The organism is Winkia sp. UMB3158, assembly GCF_030217145.1.
Taxonomy (GTDB): Bacteria; Actinomycetota; Actinomycetes; order Actinomycetales; family Actinomycetaceae; genus Winkia; species Winkia anitrata.
On sequence record NZ_JASONH010000006.1, the window covers coordinates 56,131 to 81,184 of the forward strand.

Genomic DNA, 25,054 nt, shown 5'->3' on the forward strand with positions numbered 1-25,054 from the left:
GGTCGATCATTCCTCGAAGCGCTGGGCGGTACGCGGCTTGTCCCAACCGCGCGCGGGTTTGGCGGCCGAAATGTGCGGTTCACGCGACCGGTACACCACGTATGGCCTGGTCGTATACCCCATCGGGGCGCTAAATATGTGCACGAGCCTGGTCAGTGGCAGCAGCGCAAACAATAAGAATCCCGCAACAATGTGCATTTTGAAGCTGACGGGCACGTCTGCCATTAGTGACACCTTGGGGTGGAAGTAAAACAGCGATCGCAGCCACGGCGATATGGTTTCGCGGTAGTCGTAGCCGGCCGCTCCTGCCGGGGACTGGCCGAACACCTGGTTGTACAGTGTCGCCCATGCTCCGAGCAGAATGGGGATGGTGAGGAACACGTACATGATCTTGTCGGCACGCGTCGTTGCCTCGCGCACGCCCCGCACACGGAAGCGGCGGTAGAGCAGAATGAACAAACCGGCTACCGTCATCACAGCGGCGATCCGAGTCGCAGCAGGGTAGATTCGTGCAGCTGGGAGGAGCGTGAAGTCCATCCGAACTGGTCGTGACACCACCGCCACGCCAATCCGCCGATGCACAGGCTCATGCAGATATAGGGGAAGATTCCCCAACAAAAAATCTCTAGTGCGTTCATCGGATAGCCTCCGGGAAGGTTGGGAATGGTAAGTCGTTAACTTCTCGTACTCATAGGTCCACGGCTCGTAGTGATCCTGCAGGCCGGGCATGCGCGGGTTGGCGAAGATGGTCGACAAGAGGTGGGCGCGCCCACCCAGGCTCGGGGTCAATTTGCCGTGTTTGAGCTTCCACCTACCCCGGTACTTTTCCTGGTCTTCCCAGCGCTTCGAGTAGCCGATGCCGGGTTTTGTTTCCACGTTGTTAAACCAGATGTACTCCGTCCCGTCACGGTTGGTCCACGCCTGCTTACAGGTGACAGAACAGGTGTGGCATCCGATGCATTTGTCCAGGTTCATGACCATGGCAATTTGTGCCATGACCTTCATTAGAACTGCACCTCCTGGCTACGGAGGCGAAGTATTGCTACTTCGTCACGCTAGTTTCCGGTTGGGCCAATGTAGTTAAAACCGTAGGTGGTATGCCCGTAGCCACCGATCAGGTGGGCTGGCTTCAGCAGGATCCGGGTTAACGAATTGTGGGTGCCGCCCTTGCCACCCGGCTACTATCCGATGCCGGATACAACTGCGCTGCCCCCGTAGTAGTTGCGGAACGGGCAGCAGATTTTCGGCACGCCCTAGCCGGCCTATCGCGTGGCCTAGTCGGCGTGACCACAATCTGCACAGCAGGAACGGTAATAGCGAATTCGCCCTCTTCGACTGGGGGAATAAAAGACACCCTAGCCGTAATGCTTCAGGTACTGCCCTCGATCTTCAGGCAGTTAGCCGAATAAAACCCCGGACCGCCCCCTGTGCAGGGACGATCCGGGGCAAATAACTTCTTACCGCTATTTACTTGGCGGCACCTTCAGGGGCCTGGCCGTCGATTATGCGCTGAGCATCATCTTTGCTCAGGTCATATCCGTAAAAGTCCTTGTAGAACTTCTGCGTCTCCGCCACCAGATCAACATCTTTGAACTTGTCCGGGTAGAAGGTCTTCGCCGACCACAGGATCTGCAGTGCTTCTTCAGCAGAGTAACGATCCCAGTTGAAGGTGCCGACCGGGTTCTTGATGATCTTGTCGTCAGCTACCGCCTTCACGCCGGCCCATGCCGGGTCAGACTTGATCTGATCCACACCGGCCTGTGCCTTCCCGCCGCCGATGATGATGGCGTCAGGGTTGGAACCAATGATCTGCTCCAGGGTTACTTCCTGCATGTTTTCGACGTTGTCCAGAGAATTCTTCAGACCGGTAGCCTTCATCCATTCGCCGATCAAGGAATCTGAACCGTCAACCTTAGTCAGATCATCCCCACCAACAATGTGCAGCACGGAGGGCTTGTCCGAGTCAGCAACGTCTTTCAGGTGATCCCTAACCAGGTTCAGATTCTTGTTTAGATACTTGTGGAAGGCTGCGGCTCTCTCTTTGGCCTCGGCAGTCCCCAGCACGTCAGCGGTAATGTCGATGACTTTGTTCATGTCCGCAAAGTTTTGGAACTCAACGTGAACTGCGGGGATGCCCTTGGCGCGCACGGCCTCGACCTGCTCCTTATCGGAAGCAAGTACGACCTCGGGCTTTGCCGCTAGCAGTTCTTCCATGTTCAGGTCGGTCTTTGCCGCGGGAGCGGGCAGCTTCGAGATGTTCGGGTACACCTTGGCGAACCAGGGCAGCGCCTGTACCTGTTTGGTGGTTGCTACCAGCTTGTCCGCGCCTCCCAGAAGCAACACCACCTGGTTGTTGGCGTGCCACAGGTCTGCAATGCGTTTCGGCTGGGCGGGAATTTCAACTTTGGTGCCGTCCACATCGGTCACGGTGCGAGTCTTGGACTCGGTCTGTGTTGCTGACGGTGAGGGCTTTTCGCTCGCCTGGTTTGCCCCGCAAGCCGTCAGAGTCAGCGGCATTGCCACCAACGCACCAATTGCCACTACTTTCTTCAGCAGAGACATATTCTTACCTTTCTTCAATTTTCTTGGCCCCTAGGCACACGTGCCTGCGCAGCTGGTCGTCCCAGCGCACCTGGATGGGGGTTCCAAAAAGTTCCGTGAGCGAGTCAGTGGTCAGCACTTCTGCCGCCTCGCCGACTCGCACGGGTTTGCCTTTTTCCATCAGGGCGACTTTGCCTCCCAGTAGGAACGCCTGGTTTGGGTCGTGGGTGGTGGCCACGACCGCGTATCCTTCCGCGGCTAGCTCCCGCATCTTCTTCAAGGTGCGTATTTGGTTTCCCATGTCGAGGGCGGCCGTCGGCTCGTCCATAACCACCAGTGGGGAGCCCTGTACTAGTGCGCGTGCGAAGCCGATGCGCTGCTTTTCGCCTCCGGAAAGTTCGTTGATGGGACGGTCCGCATAACTGTCCAGCCCCATTTCGGCTATCACTTCGCGCACGCGAGCCCGGTCTTTTTTCCTGGGCGAGCTGAAGGCCCCCAGATAGGGGGTTCGCCCCATCAGTAGATAGTCGGTTACCGAGTAGGCAACGGAGACATTTTCTGCTTGCGGCAGGTAGCACGCTAGGCGGGCCCGCTTGGCAGCGCTCAGGTGAGTGGTGGCTGCCCCGTCCAGGCGCGCTTCGCCCTCAGCTGGGGGCAGCAGGCCGAGTGCCACCTGCAAGAGCGTTGATTTACCGGCGCCGTTTCGCCCTAGTATCGATAGGGTTTGCCCGGCTGCAAGGTCTAGGTTTACGTCGCGGAATACCCACTCGTTTTCGCGGTAGTAGAAGCCGGCGTTTTCCAGTTGCAACAGGCTCATCGAATTTTCACCTTGCCCACCGCTAGCAGCAGCAGGAATAGCGGTGCGCCAATCATGCCCGTGACGACCCCAAGGGGCACTTCCATCTGGCTGAGCGAGCGCGCCAGCGTATCCACCACCACCATGAAAGAGGCGCCGAAGGTAACTGCCAGTGGCAACAGCCGCGAATTGTTCGGACCCACAACTAGGCGGCACAGGTGCGGTACTACTAGCCCTACCCACGACACAGTTCCCGCCAAACATACGGCAGCGGCGGTCAGCACGGTGGCGGCCAGAATTGCCACGGCGCGATCCCTGCGCAGATTCACGCCCAACGCCGCCGCCTCCTGGTCACCCAGAGAAATCACGTTGATGCGCCAGCGCATTGCCAGCAGTAGCGCAGCGGCGGGCACGGCGAGCAGCGCGCATTGTGCGAGCGAATCAGTACGCACATCCGAAAGGGAGCCCATCTGCCAGAACACGATCGCGGCAAGCTCCGTTTCCGGATCCGCAACGAACTTCAAGATTCCCACGAGGGCGGATCCGAAGCCGCCGATTATTACGCCCGAGAGCACCAGCATCAGGGTCGAATCGTTGTGCAGCAGGCGCGGAATGGAGGTAGCAAGCAGTACTGCCAAGATGCCACCTATTAGGGCCGCTACGGATACTCCCAGCGTAGTGAGGCCCAGCAGAATTGCTCCTGCGGCCCCCACTGAGGCGCCCTGCGATACGCCCAAGATTCCGGGCGATACCAGTGGATTGCGGAAGATGCCCTGATAGGACACGCCAGCAAGCGCCAGCGCGGCACCCACGAGGGCGGCACCCGCCATGCGGGGAAGGCGCACCTGGTAGAGGACAGTCGCATCTGCGGCAGAAAGGTCGGCGCTGGCAAACGGGTTGACCGCGGTAAAAATAGTGTTAGCGGGCAGCCCATATCTGCCTACAGTTAGACAGATAACCATGATTGCAAGCAACATCACAAGGGAAATAAGCAGAAGGAGGGCTAGCTGCACCCCGGCAGATCTGCGCATCCATCCCCCTCCGCATCTGCTGACATATTTACTATCTACTGTCGCACTTTCGGGCATAAAGCGGATATTTGAGCGCATGTGATTTATTTGGCTAAAAATTTTCCTACCCGCCTCAATGAGCGCTAATCCGCTACATCCTGGGCCTTTGGGTACGCCCTCCCAAAATCCGCCCCGATCGGACGCCCGCGAAAGTTTGTGCTTACCCCATCTTTTCCCCACCAACGCTCCCGCCCGCCCTCGGCTATGGTGGCAACAGAGACTGCATTTACGCAGCTCACCTACCCAACATACGCTTCCGCATTTGCGGCGTAAATGTTTGTCCTAATCCGCAAATACTAGATAAGGTGGTATTGATGAATTACCGTATTTCTGAAGTTTCGCGTCTGCTCGGTGTCTCTGACGACACTGTTCGCCGCTGGCTTGACGACGGCCGAATTCAGGCTGAAAAGGATTCTTCGCCGTTGCAGGTCAAAGGGGAATCTCTGGCCGAATACCTAAAGAATGCGAACACTCACGAACCGAGTCATCACGTATCTAGCCGCAACCTACTGGAAGGCCTAGTCCTAGAAGTAGTCTCGGACAAGGTCATGAGCCAAGTCGTAATGCAGTGCGGCCCCTACCGGGTCGTATCGCTGATCTCTACCGAGGCCGTAAACGACCTGGAGCTAAAGCCAGGCGTCATTGCAAAGGCGCAAATCAAGGCTACGAACGTTTCCATCGTTAAATAAGCACGCGGCTTGGCCGCGACGAAAGGCAGTTACATATGCTCCGCAAGTTTGGTACCGGTCTTGCCCTAGTGGCAGCCGCAGCCATGGCCCTATCTGGCTGTTCTTCTACCGACAACCAGAAGGCCGACGATGCCAAGTCGGAAACCTCCCAGTCTGCCCAGTCCGACCAGGGCAAGAACTACGGGCAGGTCACCATTTTCGCGGCTAAGTCCCTGACCAATGCCTTCACCGAACTAGGTAAGGAATTCGAGAAGCAGAACAAGGGCACCAAGGTGACCTTCAGCTTCGACGGATCCCAGAACCTAGTCGACCAGATCCACCAGGGTTCGCCGGCTGATGCTCTGTTCACCGCTGATCAGAAGAACATGGACAAGGCAGACAAGAACGGTGACGTCGAGGCCAACAAGTCTTACGCGACCAACACTCTGGTCATGGTCGTCCCGAAGGGCAACCCCGCCGGGGTGAAGGAATTCAGCACCAACGCTCTGAAGGATAAGAAGCTGGTAATCTGCGCTGTTGGCGTGCCCTGCGGCAACGCCACTAAGGAAGTTGCCGATATGGCGGGCGTAAAGTTCACGCCGGTTTCCGAAGAACAGAACGTGGGCGACACCCTGGCCAAGGTTGAAACTGGAGAGGCCGACGCCGGCATCGTCTACAGGACGGACGCAATGGCCTCCGACAAGGTCGAGGCCATGGACATGCCTCACGCCGACATGGTCGTCAACGACTACCGCGTGGCACTGACCAAGTCCGCTAAGAACAAGGATGGCGGCAAGGCCTTTGTCGATTACATCCTTTCCGACGCCGGGCAGAAGATCTTGAAGAAGTACGGCTTCACTGCTCCGACCAACAAGTAAAAATCCTTCAGTGGCCCGCTTCGGCGGGCCACCGGTGTATTTATGAAACTAAAGTATGCTCCCTGGTTGACGGTGCCCGGCGGGATCGCCGCCCTCTTCCTTGCATTCCCTCTGGTAACAATCTTCGTGCAGACGCCATGGGCGCGTTTTGGCCAGCTCGTCTCTACCGCAGTCTCCCAGGACGCCCTGTGGTTGTCGTTGCGCACATGCGGAACCACCCTTGCGATCTGTGTCCTGTTAGGGGTGCCGCTCGCCTTCGTACTTGCGAACCTGCCTGACCGCTGGTGGGCGCGCCTGCTGCGCACGGTGGTGACTCTGCCCATGATGCTGCCACCGGTTGTGGCGGGCCTGGCCCTACTGCTAACTTGGGGCCGGCGCGGGCTACTTGGCGAGCACCTGTCCGTTATGGGAATCGAAATTGGCTTTACCACCCTGGCGGTCATCATGGCCCAGACGTTTGTGGCCATGCCTTTCTTAGTTTCCTCACTTGAAGGTGCGATCCGGACGCGCAGTTCCGAATACGACCAGGCTGCCCGCTCTTTGGGGGCCTCACGCACCCGTACGTTTTTCCTGGTCACCTTGCCAGTCATGTTTCCCTCCGTCCTTTCGGCGGCAGCCATGTCCTTTTCGAGGGCGTTGGGAGAGTTTGGCGCCACTATCACTTTCGCGGGCTCGTTGCAGGGTACCACGCAGACAATGCCGCTAGCTATCTACTTACAGCGACAGTCCTCTACCGACGAGGCCCTGGCCCTCTCCGTAGTCCTGCTAGCATTCGCGCTAGCGATCTTGTTCGGAGCTAATGCCCTAGCAGCCCACCTACCCGGCGGCCGGACCGAGGCTGAAATGCAGGAACTGCAAAGGCGCAGCTCTAAGAAACATCCGGTCGAGGCGGAAGCGACTACTGAGGGCGAACTGCCCGTTTCTGCTTCGCCCTCGTCCTGCCCCAAAATACATGTAGACGCGCAGGTACAAGACCGCGGCGTGCACCTAAAAGTGAACCTGCCTGGCGGCGTGCTGACCGCAGTCATGGGCCCGAACGGGTCGGGCAAATCCACGCTGTTGTCGCTCATATCCGGGACTCTCACCCCCTCTGCGGGCGCGGTCAGTTTTACCCCGCCTAACCCGCGCATTGTGCTGCTGCAGCAGAAGTCGCTGCTATTCCCACACATGAGCGTGCGGCGAAACGTCGAATTTGGGTTGCGGGCACGCGGAGTGAGTGCCAAGAAGGCCTGCGAGCGCGCCACCGCCGAATTGCGCGCGGTGGGCATGTTAGCGCTGGCAGATCGACGTTCGACACAGCTGTCTGGAGGGCAGGCGCAGCGCACTGCTATTGCGCGGGCGATGGCGTTAGACCCCGATGTGGTGTTGTTGGATGAGCCGATGGCGGGCCTTGATGAGCCGTCGGCGCAGGCGGTGCGCAACGAGCTCGCGCGACGGCTGGCGGCTTCCCCGTTTACGGCGGTGCTAGTGACCCACGATGTCGAGGATGCGAAGCGGCTTTCCAGCTTCGATGTGCTGATCCGGCATGGCCGGGTAGATGGTGCCGAAACCAGGCCGTAGATAGCCGCAGGCGGATAGAGGCAGCCCCTTCCGCCTCTACTTTTCGTATCCGGCCCGGTGCCAGTCGCCGGAACGCCCGCCTGCCTTGTGGATGATCTTGCAGTCGGTGATCTGGGCGGAGCGATCCACGCCCTTGACCATGTCGACAATGGCGAGGGCGGCCACGGACACGGCGGTAAGCGCTTCCATTTCTACGCCGGTGCGGTCGGCGGTACGCACGATGGCAGTGATGGCCACGTGGTCTTCTTGCAGTTGCAGATCCACTTGCGCGCCGTGAACCCCTATCGTGTGGGCGAGCGGGAGCAGCTGCGGTACCCGTTTGGCTGCCGCGATCCCGGCGATGCGAGCTACGGCCAGCACGTCACCTTTGGGTACCGTGCCGTCGCGCAATGCCTGCATGACAGTGGGCGAACATTCGACCTTCCCGATTGCGGTCGCCTCGCGCACGGTGGGGGTTTTGGCGGTCACGTCTACCATGTAGGCGTCGCCGGATTGGGTAAGGTGAGTAAATTTCATCGGGCCCTCCCGAACCACATGACGGGTACTTCTTCGCCGGGCTTCACTTCGGCCTGGTCAGCGGGGATTCGCACTAGTCCCGTAGCTGCCGCTAGGGATGCTACAAAGTGGGATTTGGAGCCGCCGTGGCTGGCCGGGTGCACATGGACTTGTGCCGAAGTGCCGCCGTCTTCGCCCTCGCGGGCAGTAGCTGGCAGGAACTGGACGCGGCCGGTTTTGCGTTTCCAGCCGGTTCCCACCTGGGCGCGTACGAAGCGATCTTCGAAGGCCGGCTGGTCAACACCTGCTAGGACCCCCAATAGGGGGAGGGCGAACAGGTACCAGGACACCAGTACGGACACGGGGTTGCCGGGCAGGCACAGGATGGGAACCTGCCCCACTTTCCCGAAGCCCTGGGGTTTGCCCGGCTGCATGGCAACGCGGGTGAAGGTGACTCCCCGTTCGCGCAGAGCGGCTTTTACCACGTCGAATGCTCCCGCCGAGACTCCCCCGGTGGTCACCAGCATGTCGACCTGCCCGGCAGCGGCGTCGATGTCCTTCAGGAAGCCGTCCACGGTGTCGGCGTGGAAGGTTCGTAGGATTGGGGATGCGCCGGCTTCACGGGCTAGCCCGGACACCAGCACCGAGTTTGAATCCGGGATCTGCCCCGGTTTTAGGTCTTCGCCAGCGCCACGCAGTTCCTCGCCCGTGGTCACTACTCCTACGCGCAGCTGTGGCGACACTGCTACCTGCCCGCAGCCGACGGACACGAGGGCGGAAAGGTGGGCTGCACTCAGCCTTGTGCCAGCAGTAAATAGCAGCTGGCCGGCCGCAATGTCTTCGCCAGCGCGGCGAACATTGGCGCCCTTTGCAACCGCATCGGTAAACGTAACTGTCGCGGGCGCGGCAGGTGCCATGTTGGCGGGGCCGCCCTCAGTAAGTTCCACCTGGATCACGGCATCTGCCCCCTGCGGCAGCGGGGCCCCGGTCATGATGCGCATGGCCGTTCCCTTTTCCAAGGTGAGGGCGTCCGTACGACCGGCGGGGATATCTGCAGCTACCGGGAGACCCACTCCGGCAGCTGTTTCCTGGGCCCGCACGGCGAAACCATCCATGGCCGAGTTAGTAAAGGGTGGGACGCTAAGACGGGCGGTGACGTCTTCAGCTAGGATTCGGCCCAATGCCTCGCCCACTGGCAGCGTTTCTGCTGGCAGGGCCTGCCCCAGTCGCAATACGTCCCGATAATGTTCAGCTACATCTTTCATTGTCTGTTCCTTCGCTGCCACTCACTTGGCACTTTTGAACTGAATATCGCGCATCTGGCCAGAAGCGGTGTCAATGTAGGCCACGCGCCCCAGCAGTAACTCCCCGTAGCCAGCAACCAGCTTTGTCACCTCGCCGGCCATGAGCGACCCGATCATGCCCGTCAGCGGGCCAATCACCGGGGAGGCAGCCCCCACTGGGATTACGCCCTCGGGCGGGGCAGCCGGATGCAAATCCCGCAGTCGAGCCTGCACGGGCGCCCCGGCCGCTTCTGCTTGCTGGCCCGACCAGAAGGTAGAAACCTGGCCGGCCGCACCCAGCACCGACCCCCATACTTCGGGTTTACCCGCTCGCGTTGCCGCCTGGTCTATCAAGTAGCGCGTCGCAAAGTTGTCAGTTGCGTCAACAATCACGTCCCAGGCGGCGAAGATGTCGTCGATATTCGCCTCATCCAACCGGGTCGTGTAGGTAATAACCTGCACGTCCGGGTTCAGCCCGCGGATGCGCTCCGCCGCAGACTCCACCTTTTCCTTCCCCAAGGCGGCCGTGGAGTGGATGACCTGGCGGTGCAAATTCGAGGTGTCCAACCGATCCGAATCCAGCACGCCCAGATGGCCCACTCCCGCGCCCGCAAGGTAGAGCAGCGCCGGCGAACCAAGCCCACCGGCCCCCACCACCAACACTTTAGAGTTAAGGAGGCGGCGTTGCCCCGCCTCCCCCATGCCTTCCAACAGCATGGGGCGGGCGTAACGGTCACGCTGAATTTCAGTAAGTTCGGGACCCATCTGGGCTACAGGTGTAATGCTCATCGTGCTCAAGCCTATAAGCGTGCGGACACACTTTCCACATGCGCTACGACGTATTCGCTGATAGCAACTACCATGTATGCATGCCAAAAATTTCTGTCATCACCGTTTCTGACAGGTCTGCAGCCGGGACCCGCCCCGATAAGTCCGGGCCGCTGGCATGTCAGCTGCTGGCCGACTACGGCCAGGTAGAGGCCCCTACTATCGTCCCCGACCAGGTCACTGCCATTCAGGACGCCATCAAGGCGGCCGTTGCGGGCGGAGCCGACATCATCTTCACCACCGGGGGTACCGGGTTCTCTACCCGGGACGTCACCCCCGAGGCCACCGCGCCCCTACTCAGCAAACGCGCAGGCGGCATCGAGGCGGCTCTCCGAGACAACCCTAAGGTGCCAGCCGCCGCACTCTCGCGGGGAGTCGCAGGAGTCATAGACCTAGATGGGACGCGCGCATTCGTCGTGAACGCACCCGGCTCCACCGGCGGTGTGAAGGACGCTGTGGCAGCGGTAGGCCCCCTCATCTCGCACATCACGGAGCAGCTAGCAGACGCCGACCACACCGCCCCGGCAGAAAAGATTGGGCTTACCCCGCATCAGCGGGCCACCCATGCCGTGCAAAACCGGGGTTACAGCGACGGGTCTGACGCCCAGGTGGTGTGGGCAGGCGTTACTGACCAGCCCATTGACGTGGCTGCACTCCAGGAAGCCGTACGCGACCCGCAGGCGGGGGCTGTCGCCCTCTTCGATGGGCGCGTGCGCAACCACGACGACGGGCAGGGCGTAGTGTCTATCGACTACGAAGCCCACCCGGACGCTGGCAAAGTTGTTGAACGGATCGCAAAGGCCTGTGCCAAAGGCTCCGGGGCAGCAAAGTTGGCCATCGCACACCGCTACGGTCACCTCGAGGTCGGCGACGTCGCCTTCGCAGCTGCTGCCTCCGCCGCACACCGCCGCGAAGCTTTTGAGCTGCTAGAAAAGGCCGTAGAACAGGTGAAAGCGGAACTGCCAGTGTGGAAGAAACAGCAATTTACTGACGGTTCGCACGCTTGGACGGGCAGCGCCTAGCGGTGGAAGGGTGCCCTCGGCCGGCTTAGTGTTGAAGTCATGATCGAATACAGACTTGGCACCGACGCCGACCGCGCCGGCATTGTGGCAGCAGTATCCACTGCGTTCTACGACCAATTCAAAGCCCTGAGCTCAGACAAGAACAAACTGATCGAGGGACTATCCCACGCGGTAGTGCCCGACCGCTTCGTGATTGCTATCGAGGACGGCCAAGTGGTAGGCGTAGTGGCAATTGCTTTCGCCGGGCGCAATCCCTTCAACGTAGATTACTCGCAGCTGGCTAAGGTTCTCGGCCCCATCTATGGGCACATCGGCGGGCGCGTGCTGGAACGCGAGGTACGCCCTCCTGTGAAAGTTGGCACGAAAGAGGCGTTTATCAGCTGCGTTGGCACCATTCCCGCCGCGCGTGGCAAGGGCGTGGCAACGGGAATGCTCCGCAAGGCACTTGAAGTGGCGCCTGCCCGCACCTACATTTTGGACGTGATGGAAGGCAACGAAAAGGTTCTTCCCCTATACGAGGGCGTCGGCTTCCGCATCGTCGACCGTGTGAAGGAACCCTTTGGGCGGCTCCGCGGAATGTACTTCCGCTACATTCTTATTCGGCCCGGTCAGCGCGGCGGGCGCAAGTAAGCGCCGCGGCGCGGGGTCTTTACCCCCCGGCGAAGGGCGGCAGCACCTCTACCGAGATCTCGCCATCTAGGCGCACCGGGTCAGCGCCCAGCGCCTGCCCGCCCACAATCAGGGCGCACACATCTACCACCTGGGCGAAGCGTTCAGATTTTCCCACCTTCAGGAGCTCTCTGAGGGAAGCGGCATCAACCGTTTCAGGCAACTGCACACTCTCTTGGCGAGTCCCGGCGGCGTCTGCCACTCCCGCAAAATAGGTCACGTTTGCTGTAGGCATTTATCCTCCAATCGCGCTCATGGGCCGCGAAGGGCTCAAGAAACTAGGGTCATTTATACCGTGCCCCGGCTGCTTCTCCCACATCGCAGCCTGCCACACGGCGGCGATTTCCTGATCTGTGGCGCCCCCGCGCAGCATCTTCCGCAAATCTGTTTCTGAACGCGCAAACAGGCACGAGCGGATCTGCCCATCCGCGGTAAGCCGGGTGCGGTCGCAGTCCCCACAGAAAGGCCGCGTCACAGATCCAATAATGCCGATGCGACCACCCGGATGATCCGCGCCAGGCATCACATCCCACTCTTCGGCAGGGGACGCGCCCCGTTCGCGCTCCGGACGGTGGCATAGGTCGAAGTGAGGGCGCAGAAGATCCAAAATATCGTCGCGCGTAACCATCTGTTCGCGCTTCCAAGACCCACGTGGGCCCAGTGGCATGAATTCGATAAAGCGCAGCTCGTAACCGCCCCGCAGCGCGTAGCGAACGAGTTCCGGCGCCTCGGATTCGTTCACGCCGGGCATCAGCAGCGCGTTCAGTTTTACCGGCCTCAATCCGGCCCGAACCGCAGCTACGGCGCCCTCGGCAGCATCCTTGAACCGGTCCCGCCGCGTCAACTTCAAATACCCGGCGCGGGTAGCCGAGTCCATCGAAATATTCACCCGATCCAAGCCGGCATCCGCCAAGCCTTGGGCGCGATGCTTCAGCCCCAGCCCGTTGGTGGTCAGGGAAATATCTAGTTTCTTTCCCCGCCAAGTGCGCAAGTTGGCCGCCGCTTCCACCAACTTTTCCAGGCTGCGACGCATGAGCGGTTCCCCGCCTGTAAAACGGATCTCTTCAATGCCGCACAAGTCAACTCCGATGCGCATCAGGCGTACTATTTCCGCATCGGTCAGAATCTGCTCGGTAGGACGGAAGGCCACGCCCTCTTCGGGCATGCAGTATTGGCAGCGCAGATTGCAGCGATCCGTCACTGAGATGCGCATGTCTCGAGCTACTCGGCCATGCTTATCCACCAATTCGGCCACGTCTGGGCGATCGCGCGGATCAAGCTTGGTTTGCACTAGTGGCAACTCGACGAGTGTTGACAAAAAACCTCCCTATCCAGGGCTTTAGTCTAACTAGCCTAGTTATTCAGTGCAGTTTTAGTAACCCTTCTAACGTTTTGACATCCGCCCACGTATCTACATCCGTGCAGTTGCGGTTCACATCCGGCACAAACGCCAGTTTTGCAGGGGAAAAGGTGCGTTTGACCGACACGTTTCGGGCGTTTTCAGGCAAGATTTTGCCCAGCGCGCCGGCCCGATATACGCCAAGGGCGTACTGGGGGAACGTACCATCCTCAGCGGCGGTGGTGGGGGCGGCCCCGTCCAGCCCCGGTTCGAGGGCGGCAACCAGGCCCAGGTAGTTCGCTGGGGCGAGGGGCGCATCGCAGGTGGCCAGGCCGATCAGACCGTCGGTAACCCCGGCCCTTCTTAGCGCTGCCAGTCCAGCAGCGAAACCGGCGACCGGGCCGCCAAAAGGCGGGTCTTCCAGAACGCGCACCACCGCAGCTGGCACCTGCACCTGCGGCGGGGCCACCACTACCACGGTGGCCTCGGGCGCCACCCTGGACACCTGATCGAGCTGCCAGTCCAGCAAGCGCCTGCACGCCACCTCCAAGTCCGGCTTCGAAATACCACCCAGCCTGCGGGCCGTGCCCCCCGCCAGGATAACGACGCCTTCAATGGTCACCGATTCCAACCCCGGTTCCCTTCGGCCGGCACGTGTACGCCCTCCAGCTGTGGTTCGAATTCGTGAGGGCGGATCGGCGCCCCCGCCTTTAGTTCAGCCCGGAGGTAGGCAACTACGGCCTCCAAATTGCCGGTAGTATTCGCAACCTGCAACTGCCGCTGGTAGCCAGCCCCTGTGGAGACTATCTCGTGAATAAATCCCAAATCGTCTAGGCAACCTAGGTCAGTGGCGGCAGGCTCAAGCCAATCGAGCAGATCAGGAAGAGTATCGGTGATCAGCGCTTCGTCGCCCTCGGCATTTTCGATAAGAATCGCATCCATACCGTAGCGGGCGGCCCGCCACTTGTTCTCAGCCAAGAACCAGTCAGGCACCCTGGCCAGCGCACGTCCCGCATCCAGCTCCCGCGAAGCCGTTTCCACCAGCGAATGGATCAGCGCCGCAAAGGCACGCAATTCGGCCAAGTTGGAGGCAGCATCGCACACGCGCACTTCGATCGTTCCCAGCTTTGGCGAAGGGCGAATATCCCACCGAATCTCGTTGAAAGAATCAATCACGCCGGTCTTCAGCATGTCCGCCGTATACTTTTCTAGCCCCTCCCAGGAATCGAACTGGCGGGGTGCGCCCGCAGTGGGAAGCTGCTGGAACACCATCGCGCGGTTGTCCGCATACCCCGTGTTGGTCCCCGCCCAGAATGGGGAGGAGGCGGAAATGGCCTGAATGTGGCCCAGCTTGGTGGCCAAGAAGTTCTGGATCGGCATCACCTTGTCCCGATCCTCGATGCCCACGTGCACGTGCGTGCCAAACAGCAGCATCTGCCTGCCCCAGAACTGGGTGCGATTTACCAGTTCGCCGTAGCGGTCAGAATCGCTGACACGCTGGTATGAGGGCTGGGCAAAGGGGTGCGATCCCGCCGAGGCCAGTTCAATGCGCAATCGCGAGAGGGCTGGCTCCAGCTGTTCCAGAGCCTCTTCCATGTCGGCTGCACACCCGGCAACCGTCGTGTTCTTACGCGAGACTAGTTCGACCGTGTTACGCAGCATTTCGCCGTATATCAAAGTTGTGTCGGGGTGCGCTTTCTCAGCCTCAGCAATCACCGTATCCGCACATTGGCGCAGGTCATCAGAGTCTTTGTCGATTAGCTGGAGTTCCCACTCCAAGCCAATCGTCGACCGTTCCGAGCAAGCAAAGTCAATAGCCATGGTTACATGCTCCCGTAATTTCTCTAGCGCCGCCAGCGATCCAGACAAGTGACAGCAAAATCGTACTTGGCATCCCACGACCGCGCCGCCGAGTGTCCAAAGGTAGAAACCACGCCGCATTGGCCCTGCCTGCACAGTTGCGGTAGCGCGGCCGTGTAGCTGTAGGTGCCGCCCTCGGGGGAGGTAATTGGGAAGCTAGCCGGGCATGTCGAATCTTGGTGCTGTCGCCGACCTCTGGTGAAAATTGACGAGCCTTGGTGTTTTCGTCGAACCTTGGCGATCTACACCATGTTTCGCGAAAAGCGCCAGGGTTGAAAAATAACACCATGGCTCGCGGGTTCTCCCTTTTCGAGGGCGAACTCCCCAGTCACTTACAGCCGCCCCCAGCGGCTACTAGGCGGGGAGTTGGCAGCGGAAGCGGTTGGCAAATTCGGTAATTACCTGGTTTGCTCCTTTGACGTCAGCTGCGTTGCAACGGGCTATGACCTGGGATTTCTGAGCAGCCGGGTAGTAGGTGTCGCCGTATGAATTGATGCGTATATGCATTCCTGCAGTGGTAATTTCGGGGTGGAATTGGGTGCCGTACACGTTCTTACCCCACCGGACCATCTGCACGTGACAGAACGAGCCGGACGCCAGCAGGGTGGCGGTGGCCGGAAGCTGGCCGACCGCATCCGAATGCCCTGTGTAGGAGCGGAATATGGCGGGCAATTTACCTGTTAGCGGATCGGCTTTCCCCGCATCTGTAAGCCTGATTTCTGGCGCCTGCAGGTCTTCAGCAAAACCGCCCACCAGCATTCCGCCGGTGGCTCTTGCCAACGTCTGCAGTCCGAAGCAGATACCTAAAGTGGGAAAATCCTCCGCTACCACGCGGCGAGCTAAAGCAGACACGCGTTCTTCTACCAGCAAGTGCTGGGCGCTTTTCGTTTCTTGAGGGTGGGCGTAGCCAAACGGCGAGCCTGTAATTATGACTCCCGAATACTTAGTCAGTTCCAGCTCTGTGGCCGGATTAGGCTCAGAAGGGTTCAGGAGGGAAACTTGGTGGAGCTCCGTATCCGACATATTGCCCCATTCTTTAATTACAGCCACCTCATCCTCCGCTATGAGCCCAGGTGGGCGGCAAACGGCAAGCAGGAATGGCTTCGAATAGGATCGCGGGGTGTCATTTACGTGCTCTGCCATACCGCCACCCTAGTCGAGCTGGTATTACCGGCGCGAACGGTGTCCATATTCCTTCGCAGGTGTCTAAATTATTAGCCCGAGGGCGGGCTGGTGTCGCCTTTTTGTGCCTTTGCTTTTTGCGCCTCGTCTAAAAGTTTTGGAAGCTCGTAGAGACGAAAAATTGTCGAACCCCACCGCCAGGGCGTGGTAGGGGCCGGGAGGGAACCCCGCACCCCGCGAGCGCGGACGCTTATGCGTTGCTTATGCGTCGACAACCGCAATAGTAAAGCCCCTAACCTGTTTTCCCAGGTCAGAGGCTATTTAAATAGCGGTGGAGGTGGGATTTGAACCCACGGTGGCTATTAACCACACAGCATTTCGAGTGCTGCACCTTCGGCCGCTCGGACACTCCACCAAAGCTCACTAATAGTAAGCCCAGACACTCACTATACAAAACCGCAAGGGTTGACCTCAAATCGGTTGACAGTGAGACGTCCCACCCGCGCCGCGCCGGCATATTGCCTAACCGCGAACGCGAGTTTCACGCCAAGTAACTAACTAGTCGACAATGCCGTACAGGCGGTCGCCTGCATCGCCAAGACCAGGGACGATGTAGTTATGCTCGTTGAGCCCTTCGTCCTCGGCAGCAACAACCACATGCACGTCGGCGCGGTCGCCGATTGCTTCCTGCATGGCCTTGATTCCTTGTGGGGCAGCCACCAGCGAGGTGCAGGTGACGTCGCGAGCCCCGCGCTCCAGCACGTAGTTCACAGCGGCTACCAGGGTGTGCCCGGTTGCGAGCATCGGGTCTACCAGGAATACCTGCCGATCAGTCAGGTCGTCAGGCAGGCGGTTCGCGTAGGTTTCCACGGCTAGCGTCTCGTCGTCACGGACCATGCCCAGGAAGCCAACTTCGGCTGTGGGCAGTAGGCGAGTCATACCGTCGAGCATGCCCAGGCCGGCACGCAGGATTGGGATCACGATGGGGCGGGGTTCAGATAGCTTCTTTCCACCAGTCGGCGCGACCGGGGTTTCAACCTGCACGTCCTCGACGCGCACGTTGCGGGTGGCCTCGTAGGCTAGCAGAGTTGTTAGTTCGTCTACGATCATGCGGAACGTGGACGAGGGCGTGTTCTTGTCACGCAGGACGGTCATCTTATGGTTTACAAGGGGGTGGTCAAGCACTTTCAAATCCATACCTTTAGGCTACCGCGTTGCCCCTGGATACGGGTAGACAAGGCCCTGGTACCTTAAAACCATGAATTGCCACTCCCGCTGGACCCCACTTCTGCGCCGTACTCTGGAACTTGCCGAGGACGGCGGCTCTTTTGGCGAGGTGCCGGTGGGCGCGCTAGTCGTCACGGCCGATGGGCTGGTAGTTTCTGAGGCGCGCAACGCCCAGCGCGCCCCCCATTTCGATCCGACTGCACACGCCGAGGTGCTGGCGCTGCGGGCTGCTGGGGCCGCCCTCAGCAGGCACACTCTGCAGGGCTGCACACTGGTGGTGTCGCTGGAACCTTGCACTATGTGCGCCGGGGCGGCCGTCCTGTCCCGCGTGGACCGCATTGTCTTTGCCGCATGGGATCCGAAGGCTGGCGCGTGCGGGTCGATCCGCGATGTGGCCCGCGATTCCCGTTTGAATCACCGCCCCGAAGTGATTGGCGGGATTTTAGAGGGCGAAGCCCGCGCCCAGCTGCACACTTTCTTTTCCGATTTACGCAGCTAGAGCGGGCTTTGCCGCAATGGTTTAGGCTACTTGGAAGCGGCGAGTGCTTCCTTCACGCTGGCGAGTAGTTCCTCCCAGGCGACCTCAAACTTCTTGACGCCCTCGTCTAAAAGCTGGCGGGAAACGGCACTAAAGTCGATTCCCGCTTCTGCTAGCGCTGCGAATACCTGATGGGCTTCGCCGATGTTCGCGCTGACCGCGTCTCCGTGCAATTCAGCCGATTCAGCCACCGCTTTCATGGTTTTTTCGGGCATCGTGTTGACGGTGTCGGGGGCGGCCAGTTCGTCAACGTACAAGGTGGGTTTCAGCGATGGATCCTTCACGCCCGTCGAAGCCCACAGTGGCCGTTGTTTGGTGGCACCATCCCTCGCCAGTTCTGTCCACCGTTCCTGCTGTAGCGATTCCTGGTAGGCCTCATACGCTAGGCGCGCATTGGCAACCCCGGCCTTGGAGCGCAGCTGAGCTGCCTCTTCGCCACCCTTCTTGTCCAACAGCGAGTCGACCAGCGCGTCTACGCGCGAAACAAAGAAGGAGGCCACAGACGTAATAGTGGAAAGGTCGATGCCGGCCTCGCGCGCCTTTTCCAACCCAGCCCAATAAGCTTCGACTACCTGTCGGTACTGCGGTACCGAGAAGATCAGCGTCACGTTGACGGAGATGCCTGCCCCGATTACCTCGGGAATTGCTTCCAGTCCCGCGGCAGTGGCGGGGATCTTGATCATCGCGTTAGGCCGATCCACTACCTGCCACAGGTTTTTCGCAGCTGCTACTGTTTCTTCTGCCTTGTCGGCTAGGCGGGGGTCCACTTCGATGGACACGCGTCCATCGCGGCCGTGCGTGGCTTCGTAGATGGGCGCAAACAGATCGCAGGCAGCGCGCACATCATCAGTAGTCATTGCTTCGATGGCAGCGCCCACGTCGGCGCCTTTGGAAGCCAATTCCTTGATCTGGTCCGCGTATTGACTACCCGTTCCAATTGCAGCATTAAAAATGGCCGGATTTGTGGTCACACCAACCACCGAGGACGAATCAATCAGTTCGCGCAGATTGCCCGATTCCAGTCTGCCTCTGGACAGGTCGTCCAGCCAGATAGAGACGCCAATTGAAGAAAGTTCTAAAAGGTTACCGCTCATTAGTGCTCCTTCGCCGTAACACCAGTTACAATTCACAGCGCTGCTGTTACTTTTCGCAGCTTCGCTGTTAATTATACCTGCCGTGAACACTTCCGGCTGCAGTTCTTAGCTTTCTAACTCATCCAGCACGCCCGCGGCCAATTCCCGGCCGTAATCCATCATTTCTTGGGCCCGGTAGAACTCCAAAGTTCCCACCTTGTCGATGGGAATCTCGATCGTGGCGCTGACCGGATTAGAGGCCGCCCGGTAGCGGTACACCAATTCTTGCATGGTAGTCATAGACATGTCCGCCACCTGCCAGGTAGATATGCCGGAGGGCAACTTTTCCGGCCCCCAGTTCTCTTGCGGATCGTTGCCCGCCTCGGGATTGCCTGGTTCAGTAATCTGCCCGCACTCTTCTTTTTGCGGCTCTTCAAAATAGCGCGTGATCTTGTGGAACAGTTCGTTGTCCGTAAGCGCAGTAACGCCCTTGTTAATGGATTTAGCGAGGGCGGAGCCCTGCCTTTCTGCCTCTATTGCTTTTCGGAGGCGGTCCCGCGGGTGCGCATCTGGGTGGCCGTACAGGTTTACCGCAATGGTCGCATCCGATACCTGCGCCAGAGTAGGTTCAACCGGCACCGGATTTACTAGGCCGCCGTCTGCCAACAGTCTGTCCCCCATCAGCACGGGAGTGAAGATTGTGGGGATGGAAATGGAAGCACGGATCGCCGGATACAGTGGCCCCGATTGGAACCAAATTTCGCGCTGCGACAATAAGTCTGTAGCCACCGCCGTGAAGGGAATAGACAGCTCTTCGATGCGTGCCGACCCGGCGATCTCCTCGATCTTCTTGAGTACTTTCTGGCCGCGCACAATGCCAGCCGACCCCAGCGCCGGGTCTACTAGGCGCACCACGTCCGTGCGCGTCAAAGATGCCGCCCACTGCGCCACTTCGGGTAGCTTGCCCGTCCCGTAGACGCCACCCACTAGCGCGCCCATCGACGCCCCCGCGATCGACACGATCGTGTGTCCGCGCCGTTCGACTTCTTCGATCACGCCAATGTGAGCCCACCCGCGGGCTCCACCCGAACCTAAAACCAAGCTGATGCGCATACCCCTACCCTACCGGCCCAAAGGCAAAGCTACTCTGGACAGCACAAAAGTTGGATGGATCCCTTCCGCCACTGCGACACACCAGAGCGCCGCCCCGCCCTCAAGAAATGGAAAACCCCCACCGGCAAAACCGGTGGGGGTCCGCTGCGCGGCACTAGCGCCTGCGTCAGCTCAGCTTAGAAAGCGGGGATGACAGACTTGTCAGGCCAGGTCTTTTCGATGAAGTCCTTGACCTCCTTGGAGTGCAGGTCCTTCTCTAGCTTCTTGACTAGTTCGCTCTTCTCTCCCTTACGCCACACCAGCAGGTTGGTAGCCGGGTTGTTTTCGGTGGATTCTAGTGCAATAGCCTCGGACTGCTTCAGACCGCCAGCCTGTGCGTAGTTGCCGTTGATGACGGCAATGTCAACGTCTGCCAAGGAACGAACCAGCTGCGGGCCGTCTACTTCCTGGAATACTAGCCCCTTCGGGTTGAATTCCTTGGAATTCTTCACGTCGGCAACTGCCAGGTTCTGCTTCTTGGGTAGCTTGATTAGTCCCTGCGCGCCCAGCAGGCGTAGAGCACGGTCCTGGTTGGTGACGTCCTGAATGATGCCTACCTTGTCGCCTTCCTTCAGGTCGTTTACGTTCTTGACCTTCTTCGAGAAGATGCCCACCGGCTCTAGGTGAACGGATTCGCCCGGCTCGAACTTGTAGCCGCGCTGCTTAGATTCGTTGTTCAGGAAAGGAATAGTCTGGAAGTAGTTGGCATCCACCTCGTGGGTTTTCAACGCTTCGTTCGGCTGGACGTAGTCGTTAAATTCCTTGATGTCAATCTTGTAGCCGTGCTTGGGGGCGACTTCCTTGTTCAAGAACTTTAGGATCTGGGCGTGCGGGGTGGGCGAGGCTGCCACCACAATTGTGTCAGACTTGCCGGAAGCAGATTTGCCTTCCTGGCCGCTGTTAGAGGAGCCGCAGCCGGTCAGTGCTACGGCGGTTACGAGGGCGGTGGTTGCTGCTAGGATGTTGCGAATTTTCACGATTTTGCTTCTTTCTTGGGAATATAAAGAGTCCGAAAGTCTAAGTGTTGTCAGCTAAGGCGCTAGGGCCCGACTAGTAGAGCCTTAGCGGTGATCTACTAGCCGGCTGAGCATGTCACCGATCAGCTGAATAACTTCAACTATGACGATGACTACCAGCACTGCCAGAATCATGACGTCGGTTTCGAATCGGTTATATCCGTAGGAGACAGCCAAGAAGCCTAGGCCGTCCCCACCCAGCATGCCGGTGATGGCACTGTAGCCAATCAGGGTGATGACAGTGACGGTAATTGATTGGATGAGGGCGGGCAGCGCTTCGCGGATCTGCACGTCGAACATGATTTGCCGACGGGAAGCTCCCATCATTTTTGCCGCTTCAATCTTCCCGGGTTCAATCCCCAGCAGGTTTGATTCAACAAGACGCGCAAAGAAGGGAATTGCGCCCACGGTTAGCGGCACGATCGCGGCTTTCCATCCGATCGAGGTCCCGGCCACCATCCTGGTGAACGGGATGATTGCCACCACCAGGATGACAAATGGGAAAGATCTGCCAATGTTCACGATTGTACCCAGGATTTGATTCACTGCCCGGTTCGGGAACAGGCCCCCTTTGCCGGTGCCAACTAGCACCAGGCCGAGGATGACGCCGCCAATTACGGTGAGCACCGACGAGATTGCGGTCATAGCCAAAGTCTGCCAGGTGGCCGTCCACAGTTCACCGCTCTGAATCACGGGAATATCTGTGAGGCCGGATAGTAGGGAGGCGTTCATTAGATGTCCCTCACTTCCGCGCTGGTGCCTGCGTTACGCATGGCTGCAATGGTTTCGTTTACTTGGTTGGGTGGCACAGCTAGAGCTAATCGGCCTACCTGTGTCTGCCCTACGGTTTCGAAAGTGCCCGCAACAATGTCGGCTCCAATTCGGGCGGCGGCACTCATGACCGCCGATCCCTTAGGTTCGCCCGGGTGGGCGGTAAATGCCACGTCGACGACTGCGGCAGACTGCCCGTTCAGCACGGGCTCGTCCTCTATCGAGGGCGGCGGCACTAGTTCGCGCGACAGTCGCGACTGCGGGTCTTCAAGGACATCTTCGATACGTCCGGATTGAATTACCTGGCCGTTTTCCAGCATGGTAACCGAATCGCAGATTTCGCGGACAACACCCATTTCGTGGGTGATGATCAGGACGGTCACGCCCAGGCGGTCGCGCACGTCCGAGATCAGCTGCAGAATCTGCCTGGTGGATTCACTATCGAGGGCGGAAGTCGGCTCGTCGCATAGCAGCACGGGCGGGTTGGTAGCGAGGGCGCGGGCAATACCGACGCGTTGCCGTTGCCCGCCGGACAGCTGTGCGGGGTACGAGGATCCGCGAGCGGAAAGGCCAACCAGATCCAGCATTTCCTGGACGCGCTCATGCCTTTTGCCGGATTTTACTCCGGCAAGCGATAGGGCGTAGCCGATGTTGCCAGCGGCCGTACGCGAATCCAGCAGGTTTGCGTTCTGGAACACCATGCCGATGTTTAGTCGCGCCTGCCGCAATGCCGATGAACGCAGCTTCGACAGGTCTTTGCCAGCAACGGTAATTGATCCCGACGTCGGCTTTTCCAGCGCACACAGGCATCGGATCAGGGTTGATTTACCGGCACCGGACTGTCCGACGATGCCGTGAATGTCCCCTTTAGGAACGGAAAGGTTGATGTTGTCGAGGGCAATTACGTCCTCTTCTTTGCGGCGCGGATACCGCTTAGTAACATCGCTGAGTTTAATGAGTGGCGAGTCGTCCGTTGGGTTATTCGTCATCCACATCCTTCCATCGGTCCTGGCGGAAGCACCCTCACCACGATGGCGGGTTGCTGCAGCGTACGAGCCAGGTCTCTGCGCTACTCTTGATGGTCCGTTTTGAGCTTAAGGCCCTTACTATCTTCACGCAAACTCATCTTGGTATTTAGTAAGTGAGCCCACTCACCTGCACCCTTAACTGCCGCCATTTACCTTAGAGAGGTCAGACTTGTGTGTTTAAAGTGCCTTATGTGGCAAAGTAGAATCATGAATTCTAATAATGCCCCTCAAGGCGGCGAGGCAGCCCATACTAATTCCACCCTTCACCTAGGCGATCCTAAGATGGCTAACCTCCGCACTGACCTGGGCAAAGCGTTGCTCGTATTGCAAGAGCGTCTGCAGGGCCAAAACAGCCTGAGCCTTGTCGAGGACGGGAAAGTGTTTCTTCCCGACGCCCAACGTGTAACGATCGCGGTAGCCATGATTGTTTCTAACGCAATGCAGGCGTTAGGCGTATCCGAGAAGGATCTGACCGATCTGATGGCGCACATCCACGACGATCTGGCAGCAAAGTTTGAGCAGGGCGACGAGGCCGCCCGTGCCTCTCTGCCTAGCTTTGACGCGATCTACTTTTCTCTTTTGGGCAAACCCGACCAGTGGCGGGAAATGGTTGACGCCATGAGCGCCCTAGAGTTCGGCACGCTGATGCTGATGCTGCCCGAAACCGCCGTTGGGCTTATGACCATTCCTACTGGTGGGGATCGGGAACCGCTCAAGCCACTGCTGGCTCGCGCCTACGAAGAACTTGCCAAGATCGATGCGGCTTCCCCTCAGGCGAGCCAGGATTTGCAAGCCGATCTTGCTAAAGCCCAGCAGGCTGGGCGCGAGGCGGAAACTGGCGCACAACAGGAGGGGTAGGCACCCGGTTTCTGTGCTCGCCCCCCCCTAGCCTGGATAGTCTCCGCGAGCTGCCAGGATGCATATATTCGCATGTCGGGTAACAATGAGGTTATGAATACCTCAGGGCCATACCGGATTGAAATGGTTTGCACGGGCAACATCTGCCGTTCCGTAATGGCACAAATTGTGCTCGACACCCAGCTGCGGAGCGCGGGCACCCAGGGCGTGATCGTGTCGTCCTCGGGAATCTCCGACGAGGAGCACGGCAACCCCATAGATCGGCGAGCAGCTAAAGCGCTGCGACAGGCAGGCTACCCAACCCCGTTGCACCGGGCCCACCAGTTGGATGCGAACACGTTTGCGTCTTCGGATCTAGTGCTGGCTATGACGTCCACTCACTTTGCCCGCCTTGAGCAGCTGGCGCGGGAGGCGGGGCTTGAGGCTTACCCGGGTGCTTCCGGGCCGGGCCGCGTAGACCTGCGAATGTTCCGCAGCTTTGACCCTAACCTTGCGGTTTCCCCAGCTGAACGGGGCGAGGGCGACCCCTTCGCCGACGCTGAACCGGAGGGGGACGCACAGTGGCTACGGCGCCGCGAATTAGACGTGCCCGACCCGTGGTATGGCACCGCTGCCGATTTCGATCAGACTATGCAAACGGTCGAAGAGATATGCCCGCACATCGTTTCCTACGTGCGCAAGGTGACCAACCAGTAAAACTGCCCGCTAACGCCGAGACCGCGCTTGCCCCTATGGTGCCGCCGTGGCAGGCATGCCGGGCTACCATATTCCGGCTACGCTCCGCCCCGCCTGTAATCGGCATCTGGCAGGGGAAACTGCCACACCGGGCGGCCGGCAGTTAGCAGGGTACACAGGCATAGCACAAACAGGGTCAGCTCGGCCAGAGCTGGCAGTACGATCTTGGTGTCATACAGGCGCAGCGCCTCAAAGATGCCGCGAGCGCAGTCCTCGTTCGCAATCACCCATACTCCCCCCAGGGCAAGGCCGGCGTTCATGACTCGCATTCCCTGACAGCCCCACAGCACCGGGCCCCAGGAAGGGTTGCTCTGAAACAGGTAGGCACCCAAGAAATAGGTCACTTCGGTGGCTGCGATCAGGAGCGCCAGGGGGCGACACAGCCACGACACCGCATTTTCGGGCCACATCACCGTGCCCACATAAAGTAGTTCTATAGCTACCAGCGCGACCAGATCCAGCCGCTCGGCGAAACTTGTCAGGGTTTTTCCCCGACCAAAAAATCCTTCGGTAAACACGGGCGCC

At 59.5% G+C, this 25,054-nt stretch carries 27 protein-coding genes, 1 tRNA gene and 2 pseudogenes; 9 read left to right on the forward strand and 21 right to left on the reverse strand.

Annotation, left to right across the window (positions count from 1 at the left end; genetic code table 11):
* Positions 1-6 precede the first annotated feature (6 nt).
* Positions 7-638 (reverse strand): annotated as a pseudogene (locus QP400_RS07800) (respiratory nitrate reductase subunit gamma).
* A pseudogene (gene narY, locus QP400_RS07805) lies at positions 610-1,005 on the reverse strand (nitrate reductase subunit beta); the annotation flags it as partial. The pseudogenes narY and QP400_RS07800, both read right to left, overlap by 29 nt.
* 149 nt (positions 1,006-1,154) lie before the next feature.
* On the opposite strand from narY, the gene QP400_RS07810 reads away from it, so the two are divergent.
* Positions 1,155-1,409 (forward strand): molybdopterin-binding domain-containing protein, encoded by a 255-nt coding sequence (locus QP400_RS07810; RefSeq protein WP_004806812.1) that lies wholly within the window; start codon positions 1,155-1,157, stop codon positions 1,407-1,409.
* Positions 1,410-1,467: 58 nt separating this feature from the next.
* Here the strand turns inward: QP400_RS07810 and QP400_RS07815 are convergent, their stop codons facing one another.
* Genes QP400_RS07815 through QP400_RS07825 form a run of 3 tightly spaced genes read right to left on the reverse strand, consistent with a single transcriptional unit; the run spans position 1,468 to position 4,368 of the window.
* A complete protein-coding gene (locus QP400_RS07815) occupies positions 1,468-2,562 on the reverse strand; it encodes an ABC transporter substrate-binding protein (protein ID WP_004806815.1) in 1,095 nt (364 codons plus the stop codon).
* Positions 2,563-2,566: 4 nt separating this feature from the next.
* Positions 2,567-3,358, reverse strand: a complete 792-nt coding sequence (locus QP400_RS07820) for an ABC transporter ATP-binding protein (protein ID WP_048706623.1) — start codon at positions 3,356-3,358, stop codon at positions 2,567-2,569.
* Complete coding sequence (locus tag QP400_RS07825) at positions 3,355-4,368, reverse strand: FecCD family ABC transporter permease (RefSeq protein WP_004806820.1); 1,014 nt, start codon at positions 4,366-4,368, stop codon at positions 3,355-3,357. Before QP400_RS07825 ends, QP400_RS07820 begins: the two co-directional genes overlap by 4 nt.
* 353 nt (positions 4,369-4,721) lie before the next feature.
* Here QP400_RS07825 and QP400_RS07830 point away from each other — a divergent pair, with 353 nt between their 5' ends.
* Genes QP400_RS07830 through QP400_RS07840 form a run of 3 tightly spaced genes read left to right on the forward strand, consistent with a single transcriptional unit; the run spans position 4,722 to position 7,513 of the window.
* Positions 4,722-5,096: a TOBE domain-containing protein gene (locus tag QP400_RS07830; protein ID WP_004806822.1), complete on the forward strand. Its 375-nt coding sequence runs from the start codon at positions 4,722-4,724 to the stop codon at positions 5,094-5,096.
* A 35-nt stretch (positions 5,097-5,131) separates the two neighbouring features.
* A complete protein-coding gene (gene modA / locus QP400_RS07835; protein WP_004806824.1) occupies positions 5,132-5,953 on the forward strand; it encodes a molybdate ABC transporter substrate-binding protein in 822 nt (273 codons plus the stop codon).
* A 42-nt stretch (positions 5,954-5,995) separates the two neighbouring features.
* Entirely contained in the window at positions 5,996-7,513 is a 1,518-nt protein-coding gene (locus tag QP400_RS07840; protein ID WP_004806826.1) for an ABC transporter permease, read from the forward strand.
* Positions 7,514-7,549: 36 nt separating this feature from the next.
* On the opposite strand, the gene moaC is transcribed toward QP400_RS07840, so the two are convergent.
* The 3 genes from moaC to QP400_RS07855 are packed head-to-tail and all read right to left on the reverse strand — an operon-like array spanning position 7,550 to position 10,080.
* The gene (gene moaC, locus QP400_RS07845; RefSeq protein WP_004806828.1) at positions 7,550-8,029 is read right to left on the reverse strand and encodes a cyclic pyranopterin monophosphate synthase MoaC; all 480 of its coding nucleotides are present in this window, start codon (positions 8,027-8,029) and stop codon (positions 7,550-7,552) included.
* A complete protein-coding gene (locus tag QP400_RS07850; protein WP_004806830.1) occupies positions 8,026-9,273 on the reverse strand; it encodes a molybdopterin molybdotransferase MoeA in 1,248 nt (415 codons plus the stop codon). The genes moaC and QP400_RS07850 overlap by 4 nt, the downstream gene beginning before the upstream one ends.
* Before the next feature lie 21 nt (positions 9,274-9,294).
* A complete protein-coding gene (locus QP400_RS07855) occupies positions 9,295-10,080 on the reverse strand; it encodes a HesA/MoeB/ThiF family protein (RefSeq protein ID WP_004806832.1) in 786 nt (261 codons plus the stop codon).
* Positions 10,081-10,160: 80 nt separating this feature from the next.
* Between QP400_RS07855 and QP400_RS07860 the strand changes: the two genes are divergently transcribed.
* On the forward strand, positions 10,161-11,141 hold the full coding sequence (locus QP400_RS07860) for a molybdenum cofactor biosynthesis protein MoaE (RefSeq protein ID WP_040315245.1): 981 nt from the start codon (positions 10,161-10,163) through the stop codon (positions 11,139-11,141).
* Between the two features lie 39 nt (positions 11,142-11,180).
* On the forward strand, positions 11,181-11,771 hold the full coding sequence (locus QP400_RS07865) for a GNAT family N-acetyltransferase (protein ID WP_004806836.1): 591 nt from the start codon (positions 11,181-11,183) through the stop codon (positions 11,769-11,771).
* Positions 11,772-11,790: 19 nt separating this feature from the next.
* Here the strand turns inward: QP400_RS07865 and QP400_RS07870 are convergent, their stop codons facing one another.
* The 7 genes from QP400_RS07870 to upp all read right to left on the reverse strand — a co-directional run bounded on the left by QP400_RS07870 (position 11,791) and on the right by upp (position 17,328).
* The gene (locus QP400_RS07870) at positions 11,791-12,045 is read right to left on the reverse strand and encodes a ubiquitin family protein (RefSeq protein ID WP_004806838.1); all 255 of its coding nucleotides are present in this window, start codon (positions 12,043-12,045) and stop codon (positions 11,791-11,793) included.
* Positions 12,046-13,128, reverse strand: a complete 1,083-nt coding sequence (gene moaA / locus QP400_RS07875) for a GTP 3',8-cyclase MoaA (RefSeq protein WP_004806839.1) — start codon at positions 13,126-13,128, stop codon at positions 12,046-12,048.
* 43 nt (positions 13,129-13,171) lie between these two features.
* Positions 13,172-13,771 carry a molybdenum cofactor guanylyltransferase gene (gene mobA / locus QP400_RS07880; RefSeq protein ID WP_004806841.1) on the reverse strand — a complete coding sequence of 200 codons (600 nt, stop codon included), beginning with the start codon at positions 13,769-13,771 and terminating at the stop codon, positions 13,172-13,174.
* Complete coding sequence (locus tag QP400_RS07885; RefSeq protein ID WP_004806844.1) at positions 13,768-14,970, reverse strand: glutamate--cysteine ligase; 1,203 nt, start codon at positions 14,968-14,970, stop codon at positions 13,768-13,770. The genes mobA and QP400_RS07885 overlap by 4 nt, the downstream gene beginning before the upstream one ends.
* 393 nt (positions 14,971-15,363) lie before the next feature.
* The gene (locus QP400_RS07890) at positions 15,364-16,152 is read right to left on the reverse strand and encodes a glutamine amidotransferase-related protein (RefSeq protein ID WP_004806846.1); all 789 of its coding nucleotides are present in this window, start codon (positions 16,150-16,152) and stop codon (positions 15,364-15,366) included.
* A 308-nt stretch (positions 16,153-16,460) separates the two neighbouring features.
* Positions 16,461-16,546, reverse strand: a tRNA-Ser gene (locus QP400_RS07895).
* Positions 16,547-16,689: 143 nt separating this feature from the next.
* A complete protein-coding gene (gene upp / locus QP400_RS07900) occupies positions 16,690-17,328 on the reverse strand; it encodes a uracil phosphoribosyltransferase (RefSeq protein WP_040315125.1) in 639 nt (212 codons plus the stop codon).
* A gap of 61 nt (positions 17,329-17,389) precedes the next feature.
* Here upp and QP400_RS07905 point away from each other — a divergent pair, with 61 nt between their 5' ends.
* Positions 17,390-17,857, forward strand: a complete 468-nt coding sequence (locus QP400_RS07905; RefSeq protein WP_004806849.1) for a nucleoside deaminase — start codon at positions 17,390-17,392, stop codon at positions 17,855-17,857.
* Positions 17,858-17,883: 26 nt separating this feature from the next.
* On the opposite strand, the gene tal is transcribed toward QP400_RS07905, so the two are convergent.
* The 5 genes from tal to QP400_RS07930 all read right to left on the reverse strand — a co-directional run bounded on the left by tal (position 17,884) and on the right by QP400_RS07930 (position 22,897).
* Positions 17,884-18,990, reverse strand: coding sequence for a transaldolase (tal, locus tag QP400_RS07910; protein ID WP_004806851.1), 1,107 nt, complete (start codon positions 18,988-18,990; stop codon positions 17,884-17,886).
* A gap of 105 nt (positions 18,991-19,095) precedes the next feature.
* Positions 19,096-20,082 (reverse strand): patatin-like phospholipase family protein, encoded by a 987-nt coding sequence (locus QP400_RS07915; RefSeq protein WP_004806853.1) that lies wholly within the window; start codon positions 20,080-20,082, stop codon positions 19,096-19,098.
* Between the two features lie 176 nt (positions 20,083-20,258).
* Positions 20,259-21,098 carry a MetQ/NlpA family ABC transporter substrate-binding protein gene (locus QP400_RS07920; RefSeq protein ID WP_004806855.1) on the reverse strand — a complete coding sequence of 280 codons (840 nt, stop codon included), beginning with the start codon at positions 21,096-21,098 and terminating at the stop codon, positions 20,259-20,261.
* Between the two features lie 84 nt (positions 21,099-21,182).
* A complete protein-coding gene (locus tag QP400_RS07925) occupies positions 21,183-21,869 on the reverse strand; it encodes a methionine ABC transporter permease (protein WP_004806857.1) in 687 nt (228 codons plus the stop codon).
* Positions 21,869-22,897, reverse strand: coding sequence for a methionine ABC transporter ATP-binding protein (locus QP400_RS07930; protein ID WP_004806859.1), 1,029 nt, complete (start codon positions 22,895-22,897; stop codon positions 21,869-21,871). The genes QP400_RS07925 and QP400_RS07930 overlap by 1 nt, the downstream gene beginning before the upstream one ends.
* Before the next feature lie 246 nt (positions 22,898-23,143).
* On the opposite strand from QP400_RS07930, the gene QP400_RS07935 reads away from it, so the two are divergent.
* Entirely contained in the window at positions 23,144-23,794 is a 651-nt protein-coding gene (locus QP400_RS07935) for a hypothetical protein (RefSeq protein WP_004806861.1), read from the forward strand.
* A gap of 93 nt (positions 23,795-23,887) precedes the next feature.
* The gene (locus QP400_RS07940) at positions 23,888-24,490 is read left to right on the forward strand and encodes a low molecular weight protein-tyrosine-phosphatase (RefSeq protein WP_040315247.1); all 603 of its coding nucleotides are present in this window, start codon (positions 23,888-23,890) and stop codon (positions 24,488-24,490) included.
* Between the two features lie 77 nt (positions 24,491-24,567).
* On the opposite strand, the gene QP400_RS07945 is transcribed toward QP400_RS07940, so the two are convergent.
* Positions 24,568-25,047 (reverse strand): hypothetical protein, encoded by a 480-nt coding sequence (locus QP400_RS07945; protein ID WP_004806865.1) that lies wholly within the window; start codon positions 25,045-25,047, stop codon positions 24,568-24,570.
* Positions 25,048-25,054 lie beyond the last annotated feature (7 nt).

What these genes read in the sequence shown, in the direction of transcription:
- moaC (WP_004806828.1), bottom strand. Translation starts at nt 8,029, where the DNA reads ATGAAATTTACTCACCTTACCCAATCCGGCGACGCCTACATGGTAGAC.
- QP400_RS07940 (WP_040315247.1), top strand. Translation starts at nt 23,888, where the DNA reads ATGAATACCTCAGGGCCATACCGGATTGAAATGGTTTGCACGGGCAAC.
- QP400_RS07885 (WP_004806844.1), bottom strand. Translation starts at nt 14,970, where the DNA reads ATGGCTATTGACTTTGCTTGCTCGGAACGGTCGACGATTGGCTTGGAG.
- QP400_RS07905 (WP_004806849.1), top strand. Translation starts at nt 17,390, where the DNA reads ATGAATTGCCACTCCCGCTGGACCCCACTTCTGCGCCGTACTCTGGAA.
- QP400_RS07890 (WP_004806846.1), bottom strand. Translation starts at nt 16,152, where the DNA reads ATGGCAGAGCACGTAAATGACACCCCGCGATCCTATTCGAAGCCATTC.
- QP400_RS07935 (WP_004806861.1), top strand. Translation starts at nt 23,144, where the DNA reads ATGAATTCTAATAATGCCCCTCAAGGCGGCGAGGCAGCCCATACTAAT.
- QP400_RS07865 (WP_004806836.1), top strand. Translation starts at nt 11,181, where the DNA reads ATGATCGAATACAGACTTGGCACCGACGCCGACCGCGCCGGCATTGTG.
- QP400_RS07870 (WP_004806838.1), bottom strand. Translation starts at nt 12,045, where the DNA reads ATGCCTACAGCAAACGTGACCTATTTTGCGGGAGTGGCAGACGCCGCC.
- QP400_RS07820 (WP_048706623.1), bottom strand. Translation starts at nt 3,358, where the DNA reads ATGAGCCTGTTGCAACTGGAAAACGCCGGCTTCTACTACCGCGAAAAC.
- QP400_RS07915 (WP_004806853.1), bottom strand. Translation starts at nt 20,082, where the DNA reads ATGCGCATCAGCTTGGTTTTAGGTTCGGGTGGAGCCCGCGGGTGGGCT.
- QP400_RS07860 (WP_040315245.1), top strand. Translation starts at nt 10,161, where the DNA reads ATGCCAAAAATTTCTGTCATCACCGTTTCTGACAGGTCTGCAGCCGGG.
- QP400_RS07925 (WP_004806857.1), bottom strand. Translation starts at nt 21,869, where the DNA reads ATGAACGCCTCCCTACTATCCGGCCTCACAGATATTCCCGTGATTCAG.
- QP400_RS07850 (WP_004806830.1), bottom strand. Translation starts at nt 9,273, where the DNA reads ATGAAAGATGTAGCTGAACATTATCGGGACGTATTGCGACTGGGGCAG.
- QP400_RS07855 (WP_004806832.1), bottom strand. Translation starts at nt 10,080, where the DNA reads ATGAGCATTACACCTGTAGCCCAGATGGGTCCCGAACTTACTGAAATT.
- tal (WP_004806851.1), bottom strand. Translation starts at nt 18,990, where the DNA reads ATGAGCGGTAACCTTTTAGAACTTTCTTCAATTGGCGTCTCTATCTGG.
- QP400_RS07815 (WP_004806815.1), bottom strand. Translation starts at nt 2,562, where the DNA reads ATGTCTCTGCTGAAGAAAGTAGTGGCAATTGGTGCGTTGGTGGCAATG.
- QP400_RS07825 (WP_004806820.1), bottom strand. Translation starts at nt 4,368, where the DNA reads ATGCGCAGATCTGCCGGGGTGCAGCTAGCCCTCCTTCTGCTTATTTCC.
- QP400_RS07930 (WP_004806859.1), bottom strand. Translation starts at nt 22,897, where the DNA reads ATGACGAATAACCCAACGGACGACTCGCCACTCATTAAACTCAGCGAT.
- QP400_RS07830 (WP_004806822.1), top strand. Translation starts at nt 4,722, where the DNA reads ATGAATTACCGTATTTCTGAAGTTTCGCGTCTGCTCGGTGTCTCTGAC.
- QP400_RS07840 (WP_004806826.1), top strand. Translation starts at nt 5,996, where the DNA reads ATGAAACTAAAGTATGCTCCCTGGTTGACGGTGCCCGGCGGGATCGCC.
- upp (WP_040315125.1), bottom strand. Translation starts at nt 17,328, where the DNA reads ATGGATTTGAAAGTGCTTGACCACCCCCTTGTAAACCATAAGATGACC.
- modA (WP_004806824.1), top strand. Translation starts at nt 5,132, where the DNA reads ATGCTCCGCAAGTTTGGTACCGGTCTTGCCCTAGTGGCAGCCGCAGCC.